We start from the raw sequence: 7,771 nt of genomic DNA, 5'->3' as shown, positions 1-7,771 counted from the left end.
AGCAGGCTCGCTCCCACATTGGTTCTCGGGGGTATATGGATCCTGCGTCCTGCACAAATCCCCTGTGGGAGCGAGCCTGCTCGCGATAGCGGTGGATCAGCTTGCATGGGTGTTGGATGTGCTGGCGTCATCGCGAGCAGGCTCACTCTCACCTTCGCTCAAGCATGCACTGTCTTCTCGCAACACCCCGACGCCAGTTCCTTGAGAATCGGGCAGTCCGGGCGGTGGTCGCCGTGGCAGTGTTCCACCAGGTCCTGGAGGGTGTCGCGTAGTTCGGCCAGTTCGCGGATTTTCTGGTTCAGTTCGTCGATGTGTTGCCGGGCCAGGGCCTTGACGTCGGCGCTGGCGCGTTGGCGGTCCTGCCAGAGGGTCAGCAATTTGCCGACCTCTTCCAATGAAAACCCAAGGTCCCGGGAGCGCTTGATAAAGGCCAGGGTGTGCAGGTCATCGGCACCGTAGATCCGGTAGCCGCTGTCGGTGCGATGAGCTGCCTTGAGCAGGCCAATGGATTCGTAGTACCGGATCATCTTCGCACTCAGGCCGCTCTGGCGGGCCGCTTGGCCGATGTTCATCGCTTGTCCTCCAGGTGTTTGGGTGTCCAGAGTTTCAACAGTAACGCGTTGCTCACCACGCTGACGCTCGACAAGGCCATGGCCGCGCCGGCCAACACTGGGTTGAGGAAGCCGAATGCCGCCAGGGGAATACCGATCAAGTTGTAGACGAATGCCCAGAACAGGTTCTGACGGATCTTGGCGTAGGTCTTGCGGCTGATCTCCAGCGCCGCGGGCACTAGCCGTGGATCACCGCGCATGAGGGTAATACCGGCGGCGTGCATTGCCACGTCGGTGCCGCCGCCCATGGCAATGCCAATGTCCGCGGCGGCGAGGGCCGGGGCGTCGTTGATGCCGTCGCCTACCATGGCCACCACCGCATGGGTCTTCAACTGTTGGACGATGGCGGACTTGTCGGCCGGCAGTACTTCGGCATGAACGTTGGCGATGCCCAATGCCTCGGCCACCACCCGGGCACTGCCGCGGTTGTCGCCAGTCAGCAGGTGGCTGCTGATATGGCGTTCATTCAGGGCGTGTACGGCCGCCAGGGCGCCGGGCTTGAGTGTGTCGCCGAAAGCGAACAGGCCCAGCACCCGTGGCGTTGCGTTTTGTTCAATCAGCCAGGACAGGGTTCGGCCCTCGGTCTCCCAGGCCTGGGCCGACTCGCTCAGCGAACCGGGGGCCAAGCCCAGTTCGTCCAGCAAACGTCGGTTACCGAGGGCCAGGCGCTGCCCGTCCAGGCTGCCGGCAATACCGCGTCCGGTCAGCGACTGGCTGTCGTTGATGTCCGGGACAACCAGGCCGCGCTCCGCACACGCATCCAGCACCGCCTTGGCCAGGGGATGTTCGCTGCCGCGTTGCAGTGCGCCGGCCATTTGCAGCAGCTTGTCTTCGTCACCGTCCAGAGCGCTCAAGTGGGCGATGCGTGGTGTGCCGGAAGTCAGGGTTCCGGTCTTGTCGAACACCACGGTGTCGACTTCATGGGCGCGCTCCAAGGCCTCGGCATCCTTGATCAGGATTCCATGGCGGGCAGCCACCCCGGTGCCGGCCATGATTGCCGTGGGTGTCGCCAGACCGAGGGCGCACGGGCAGGCGATCACCAGCACGGCGACAGCGTTGATCAGCGCCGTCTCCAGGGGGGCGCCATACAACCACCAGCCGATCAACGTCGCCAATGCCAGCACCAGCACGACCGGCACGAAGACCTGGCTGACTTTATCCACCAGTTTTTGAATGGGGGCCTTGGCCGCCTGGGCGTCTTCCACCAGGCGGATGATGCGCGCCAGGACGGTTTCCGTGCCCAGGGCCAGGGTGCGCACCAGCAGGCGGCCTTCGCCGTTGATGGCACCGCCCGTCACCTTGTCGCCGGGCTGTTTGGGCACCGGCAGGCTTTCGCCACTGATCAAGGCTTCGTCAGCGTGACTCTGGCCTTCCAGCACTTCGCCGTCCACCGGGAAGCGTTCGCCGGGCTTGACCAGCACCCGATCATTCAAGCGCAGGGCGCTGATGGCGACGTCCCGCTCCTGCCCGTCAATGACCTGAATCGCCCGCTCCGGTCGCAAGGCTTCGAGGGCGCGGATAGCACTTGCGGTTTGGCGCTTGGCGCGGCTTTCCAGGTATTTGCCGAGCAACACCAGGGCAATCACCACGGCCGAGGCCTCGAAATACAGGTGCGGCATGCTGCCAGGGCGGGCAATGGCCCATTCATAAATGCTCAAGCCATAACCCGCGCTGGTGCCCAAGGCCACCAGCAGATCCATGTTCCCGGCCCCGGCACGCACGGCCTTGTAAGCCGCGATATAGAAACGCGCCCCGAAAATGAACTGCACCGGCGTCGCCAAAGCGAATTGAACCCAGGCCGGCAGCATCCAATGCACGCCGAACGGTTGCAAAAGCATGGGCAGCACTAACGGTACGGACAGCAAAATCGCCAGCACCAAGGCCAGGCGCTCGCGATTCAGGCGATTGCTTGGTGCGTCATGGGGTTGCTCGGCCTGCCAGACACTGGCGTCATAACCGGCGCCCTTGACCGCATCGATCAGGGTTTGCGGGTCGACCCGGCCGAGCAAGTCCAGGTGGGCCCGTTCGTTGGCGAGGTTGACGCTGACACGGTTCACCCCGGCGACTTTGCTCAGGGCACGCTCGACCCGGCCGACGCATGAGGCACAGGTCATTCCCTCGATGGACAGTTCCAGCGTCTGGACGGGGACACTGTAGCCGGCCTGTTCGACGGCCTGCATCAAGGCTGGCAGGCTGCCCTTGGGTGCCTGGATCCGCGCCTGTTCGGTCGCCAGGTTCACGCTGACGGCGCTGGCCCCTGTGACGTTGCTCAAGGCGCGCTCGACCCGCCCGGCGCAGCTGGCACAGGTCATCCCGGCAATCGGCAGATCGAAAAGGGTGGATTCAGACATCGGACAGGCTCCCTGTAGTGAATGACTACAGGATCAACCTTGCCACGCCGGGAAGGTCAAGCGCTAATCCAAACGCTTGCACACACACCTTGTGGGAGCGAGCAAGCCCGCTCCCACTTTTTATCGAAGGGGTCAATAACCCAGCTCAGCCGGCTTGAGATACATTCCTTCCTGGGTCATGGCAATGCGGAACTTCAGTATGTCGCCAGCCTTGAGCGTCACATCCTGCGACCCCGGCGCAAGCATGCCCGGGCTGCAGCCCGGCGCCTGGCCTGGCAGCAGCTTCAAGCGCAAGGAGAATTTTCCGGGTGGCAGGTTGAAGGAGGTGCTCTGTTCCTGGAACAAACGCCCCGAGAGCTGATCGCCGATATAGATGCCGATTTCGCAGGAAGTCGGCACTTCCAGGCGCTCGCGGGAAATGATCAGCACGCCGTAGTCTTCGCCGACGGCCAACGCCTGAGGGCTCACCGCTGACAAACCGAGCATGCAAAACAGGCTGAACGCTGACCAGCGCATGGCTGAACCTCCGGTGTGAAATCCTTGATGTGTGCAGCTTGGCCGAGCTTGGCAGCGATTGCCAGCCCGGCAGTTTTCGTCAGAACTTGACCTTTCCATGATGGCAAGCTTGAAACTGCTGGCAACCTCAATCCCAAGGAGTCATCTCATGCAAACATTCAATGTTCAGGGAATGTCCTGCGGTCACTGCGTCAAGGCCATCACCCAGGCTGTGCAGGCCAAGGATCCGGCGGCGCAGGTGCAGATCGATCTGGGCGCCAGGACCGTTCAGGTCCAGAGTTCGTTGTCGGTCGATGCCGTGCTCCAAGCTATTAAAGAGGAGGGGTACGAGGCCAGTCTCGCCTGAGATTTTTTAATAGTTAGCGACCTATCGGAATGTTCAAGAGCGCCCGGCAGGGCTAGACTGTCGGGCTGCTGACTGACGCCTGAACCTGGACGCCCGATGAACTTCCGTACCATTCTGATTCTTGGCGCCTTGAGCGCATTCGGTCCCTTGGCGATCGATTTCTATCTGCCGGCTTTCCCGGCCATGGCGACCGCCTTCGGCACCGACGAAAATCACATCCAACTGACCCTGGCGGCTTACTTCCTCGGATTGTCCATCGGGCAACTGGCCTATGGGCCGGTGGCGGATCGCTTCGGCCGGCGCATTCCATTGCTGACGGGCGTCGGTCTGTTCACCCTGGCGTCTCTGGCCTGTGCCTACGCGCCGAGTCTGGAATGGCTGATCGGTGCCCGTTTTGTCCAGGCCCTGGGCGGATGCGCCGGCATGGTGATTTCCCGGGCGGTGGTCAGCGACAAATGCGATGCGGTGGGCTCGGCCAAGGTGTTCTCGCAACTGATGCTGGTGATGGGACTGGCGCCGATCCTCGCGCCGATGCTTGGCGGGCTGTTGGTGAACCTGCATGGCTGGCAATCGATCTTCATTGCCCTGACGCTGTTCAGCGCACTGGCGGCGACGGCCGTGGCATTGTGGCTGCCGGAAAGTCTGCCGGCCCATGTGCCGCGTCAACCATTGTCCGGGGCGTTGCGCCAATATGGTCGACTGTTGACCGACACGGTCTACCTCGGGCATGCCTTGACGGGAGGCATCGCTATCGCCGGGATGTTTGCCTACATTGCCGGTTCGCCTTTCGTCTTCATCAAGCTCTACGGTGTGCCGGCCGAACACTTCGGCTGGCTGTTCGGAACCAACGCGGCGGGTTTTATCCTGGTGGCACAGGTCAACGCCCGGTTGTTGTCCAAGCGTGGGCCGGCATTCCTGCTGTCGCGTGCGGTGTGGGTCTATCTCGCCGCCGGGCTGTGTTTGTTGGCGGTCAGTTCCTTGCACCCTGAGCGGTTGTGGCCGTTATTGATTCCGCTGTTCATTTGCATCGCCAGCCTGGGTTGCATCCTGCCCAATGCCTCGGCTTGTGCCATGAGTGGGCAGGGTGCTCGTGCCGGTAGCGCGTCGGCGATGCTGGGATGCCTGCAGTTTTCGGTGGCCGCCGGTGCCGCCGCATTGGTGGCGGCGCTGCACGATGGCAGTGCCGTGCCGATGGCGATGGTCATCAGCCTTTGCGGGTTATTGGTGGTGGGTGCAGCGATGCTGACCCGCCGCCTGCAACAGGCCCGGACACTGGCACAAGCCAGTGGCCAGGACTGATTCAGCCGGCCGCTCGCTGCTGCTGTTCAGGGTAGCGGTGAGGTGCGTGAATACGCGCTTGCAGGGTGGTGGCGAAAGCCTGGGCTTCGGCCTCGGTGCGGAAGGTCACGACGTGTTGGTCAAGACGCACTTGCCACTGGGATTTTGCCACTTCTTTTATCAGGATCTTCATTGCTGACCTCCTCACGTAAAAGATTGTGCTGCAAAGGCCTCGAGTGTAGACCTGAATACGATCGCAATTGTGACAAGGGTCAATTCTCAGACTGACGGTGCAGGTTTTTTTTGTGGGAGCAAAGCTTGCTCGCGATACGCGACGACTTGGCCTGACGGGGAACCGCGCGACCTTCATCGCGAGCAAGCTTTGCCTCTACAAAAATCGCCCCCTTATCGGTGGTTAGAAACCTTCAAGCACAATCTTGCCTTTGGCTTTTCCGCTTTCCAGCAGGGCATGGGCCCGGCGCAGGTTCTCGGCGTTGATGGTGCCAAAGTGCTCGCCCACGGTGGTTTGCAATGTGCCGGTATCGATTAACGCGGCGACGCGGTTGAGCAGGTTATGTTGCTCAATCATGTCCGCCGTTTCGAACAGCGAGCGGGTGTACATGAACTCCCAATGCAACGACAGGCTCTTGCGCTTGAGCTTGGTCACATCCAGCGCCTTGGGATCATCGATCAGCGCCAGTTTGCCTTGGGGCGCCAGGGCTTCCACCAATTGATCCAGATGCAGATCGGTGTGGGTCAGGCTGGCGACATGGGTCACCTGAGCCTGGCCTGCCTGCTTTAATACATTGCTCAGCGGATGGCTATGGTCCACGACCAAATCGGCACCCAGGCCTCTTACCCAGTCCTGTGTCTGCGGCCGGGAAGCGCTGCCAATCACTTTCAGTGCGGTGAGCTGGCTGGCCAGTTGCGTCAGTATCGAGCCGACACCTCCCGCAGCGCCGACGATCAACAGGCTTTGCCCCTGATCCTCCTGGCCTTCCTGGATTTGCAGGCGCTCGAACAGCAATTCCCACGCGGTAATGGCCGTCAGCGGCAGGGCAGCGGCTTCGGCGAAACCGAGCGTCTTGGGCATCTGGCCGACGATACGTTCATCCACCACATGCAATTGGCTGTTGCCGCCGGCGCGGGCAATGGAGCCGGCGTAGAACACTTTGTCGCCCGCCTTGAACAGCGTGACCTCATTGCCCACCGCCTTGACCACGCCGGCCACGTCCCAACCCAGCACTTTGGCTGCGCCGTCTTCAGGCTGGACGTTCTGGCGAATTTTCGTGTCGACCGGGTTGACCGAAATGGCTTTGACTTCCACCAGCAGGTCCCGAGGGCCGGCGGTGGGTTCCGGCAGTTCAATGTCCTGCAGCGATTGCGGGTCGGTGATCGGTAACGAATGGTAGTAGGCGATGGCTTTCATAGGGCGGCTCCTTGAAGTGAGTTCGATGAAGCCAATGGTTAGCTATTTATCGCCGAGATAAAACCGGCTAAAAGAACAGGCTCTTTCAATGTTTTTTTGATAATGAGGCCGTCATGCTTCGATTCGACGACTTGCAGTTGTTCGTCCGGGCCGCAGACCTGGGCAGCCTGTCTGCCGCGGCCAGGGTCATGGACCTGTCGGCGGCGGTGGCCAGCGCCGCATTGAAGCGGATAGAACAACACTTGGGCGCCCGGCTGTTGGCGCGCTCTACCCGCAGTTTGCGCCTGACGGCCGAGGGCGAAGGCTTCCTTGAGTATGCCCGCGCGGCGCTGAGCAGCCTCGACGAAGGACGCAGGTTATTGACCAGCGGCCAGGACCAGGTCAGCGGGGTGTTGCAGTTGTCCGCCCCCTCGGACTTGGGACGCAACCTGCTGCTGCCCTGGCTGGACGCGTTCCAGGAGGAGCATCCGGGGCTGACCGTGCGACTGCTGCTGGGTGATCGCATCGCTGATCTGTTCAAGCAGCCGGTGGACGTCGCGTTGCGTTATGGCGAGCCGGAAGATTCGAGCCTGGTGGCCCTGCCGGTCGCGCCGGATAACCGCCGGGTGCTGTGTGCATCGCCCAGTTACCTGGCTCGGCATGGCGAACCTGTTCAGTTGGAGCAACTGGCCCAGCACAATTGCCTGTTGTACATGCTCGGCACGCGGGTTCATGACCGTTGGCGTTTTCATGACGGCAAACGGGAAATGAGCCTGACCGTCAGCGGCGACCGCTTCAGCGACGATGCCGATGTGGTGCGTCGCTGGGCGGTGGCAGGCGCGGGGATCGCTTACAAGTCCTGGCTGGACGTTTCAACCGATGTGTTGGCCGGACGTTTGAAAATCCTTCTGCCGCATCTGCAATGCGAACGCGCGCCGCTCAATCTGCTGTGTGCTCACCGAGCGCAACTGAGCAAACCCATCAATCTGCTGCGGGAAATGCTCAAGCTGCGTTGTGGCCGGTTGACGGCACAATTTGCCCTCTCGACGGGGGACGACCATTAGTCGCGCGTAAATAGAGACTTTTCCCTCACGAACAATCGCCTCCAAAGGTTTCCGGAGGACAGGAAACCTCGATCCGCACGCTTATACTAGCGGCCGCCTGAAGCGGCGCGCGATTTGCGGCGGTCGAGCCGCTTTGGGCGGCCCCATTGCTGGTCACTAGCGCCAGAGCAGTAGACGAATGATTCAACAGGGAGTGA

Annotated in this window: 8 protein-coding genes; 3 read left to right on the top strand and 5 right to left on the bottom strand. The window is 61.7% G+C overall.

What is annotated here, in order from left to right; genetic code table 11:
* Positions 1-158: 158 nt before the first annotated feature.
* From cueR to PSEUDOMOFG3G_RS24110, 3 genes are all read right to left on the bottom strand, one after another.
* Complete coding sequence (cueR, locus tag PSEUDOMOFG3G_RS24120) at positions 159-572, bottom strand: Cu(I)-responsive transcriptional regulator (RefSeq protein WP_047227412.1); 414 nt, start codon at positions 570-572, stop codon at positions 159-161.
* The gene (locus PSEUDOMOFG3G_RS24115) at positions 569-2,962 is read right to left on the bottom strand and encodes a heavy metal translocating P-type ATPase (RefSeq protein ID WP_139051242.1); all 2,394 of its coding nucleotides are present in this window, start codon (positions 2,960-2,962) and stop codon (positions 569-571) included. Before PSEUDOMOFG3G_RS24115 ends, cueR begins: the two co-directional genes overlap by 4 nt.
* A 132-nt stretch (positions 2,963-3,094) precedes the next feature.
* Positions 3,095-3,478: a hypothetical protein gene (locus PSEUDOMOFG3G_RS24110; RefSeq protein ID WP_047227414.1), complete on the bottom strand. Its 384-nt coding sequence runs from the start codon at positions 3,476-3,478 to the stop codon at positions 3,095-3,097.
* Positions 3,479-3,626: 148 nt separating this feature from the next.
* On the opposite strand from PSEUDOMOFG3G_RS24110, the gene PSEUDOMOFG3G_RS24105 reads away from it, so the two are divergent.
* Together PSEUDOMOFG3G_RS24105 and PSEUDOMOFG3G_RS24100 are read left to right on the top strand one after the other, a co-directional pair.
* Positions 3,627-3,824, top strand: a complete 198-nt coding sequence (locus PSEUDOMOFG3G_RS24105; protein WP_139051241.1) for a heavy-metal-associated domain-containing protein — start codon at positions 3,627-3,629, stop codon at positions 3,822-3,824.
* Between the two features lie 96 nt (positions 3,825-3,920).
* Entirely contained in the window at positions 3,921-5,123 is a 1,203-nt protein-coding gene (locus tag PSEUDOMOFG3G_RS24100) for a multidrug effflux MFS transporter (protein WP_076382806.1), read from the top strand.
* Between the two features lies 1 nt (position 5,124).
* On the opposite strand, the gene PSEUDOMOFG3G_RS24095 is transcribed toward PSEUDOMOFG3G_RS24100, so the two are convergent.
* Together PSEUDOMOFG3G_RS24095 and PSEUDOMOFG3G_RS24090 are read right to left on the bottom strand one after the other, a co-directional pair.
* Positions 5,125-5,295, bottom strand: coding sequence for a hypothetical protein (locus PSEUDOMOFG3G_RS24095; RefSeq protein WP_171061426.1), 171 nt, complete (start codon positions 5,293-5,295; stop codon positions 5,125-5,127).
* Between the two features lie 222 nt (positions 5,296-5,517).
* Complete coding sequence (locus tag PSEUDOMOFG3G_RS24090) at positions 5,518-6,531, bottom strand: zinc-binding alcohol dehydrogenase family protein (protein WP_139051240.1); 1,014 nt, start codon at positions 6,529-6,531, stop codon at positions 5,518-5,520.
* 113 nt (positions 6,532-6,644) lie between these two features.
* Between PSEUDOMOFG3G_RS24090 and PSEUDOMOFG3G_RS24085 the strand changes: the two genes are divergently transcribed.
* Complete coding sequence (locus tag PSEUDOMOFG3G_RS24085) at positions 6,645-7,574, top strand: LysR family transcriptional regulator (protein ID WP_047227418.1); 930 nt, start codon at positions 6,645-6,647, stop codon at positions 7,572-7,574.
* Positions 7,575-7,771: the final 197 nt, after the last annotated feature.

This window comes from Pseudomonas sp. FG-3G (assembly GCF_901007645.1).
Taxonomy (GTDB): Bacteria; Pseudomonadota; Gammaproteobacteria; order Pseudomonadales; family Pseudomonadaceae; genus Aquipseudomonas; species Aquipseudomonas rhizophila.
This window is presented reverse-complemented; position numbering and strand designations above follow the sequence as displayed.

Coding starts and splice junctions, on each gene's coding strand:
- cueR (WP_047227412.1), bottom strand. CDS start 572: ATGAACATCGGCCAAGCGGCCCGCCAGAGCGGCCTGAGTGCGAAGATG.
- PSEUDOMOFG3G_RS24115 (WP_139051242.1), bottom strand. CDS start 2,962: ATGTCTGAATCCACCCTTTTCGATCTGCCGATTGCCGGGATGACCTGT.
- PSEUDOMOFG3G_RS24110 (WP_047227414.1), bottom strand. CDS start 3,478: ATGCGCTGGTCAGCGTTCAGCCTGTTTTGCATGCTCGGTTTGTCAGCG.
- PSEUDOMOFG3G_RS24105 (WP_139051241.1), top strand. CDS start 3,627: ATGCAAACATTCAATGTTCAGGGAATGTCCTGCGGTCACTGCGTCAAG.
- PSEUDOMOFG3G_RS24100 (WP_076382806.1), top strand. CDS start 3,921: ATGAACTTCCGTACCATTCTGATTCTTGGCGCCTTGAGCGCATTCGGT.
- PSEUDOMOFG3G_RS24095 (WP_171061426.1), bottom strand. CDS start 5,295: ATGAAGATCCTGATAAAAGAAGTGGCAAAATCCCAGTGGCAAGTGCGT.
- PSEUDOMOFG3G_RS24090 (WP_139051240.1), bottom strand. CDS start 6,531: ATGAAAGCCATCGCCTACTACCATTCGTTACCGATCACCGACCCGCAA.
- PSEUDOMOFG3G_RS24085 (WP_047227418.1), top strand. CDS start 6,645: ATGCTTCGATTCGACGACTTGCAGTTGTTCGTCCGGGCCGCAGACCTG.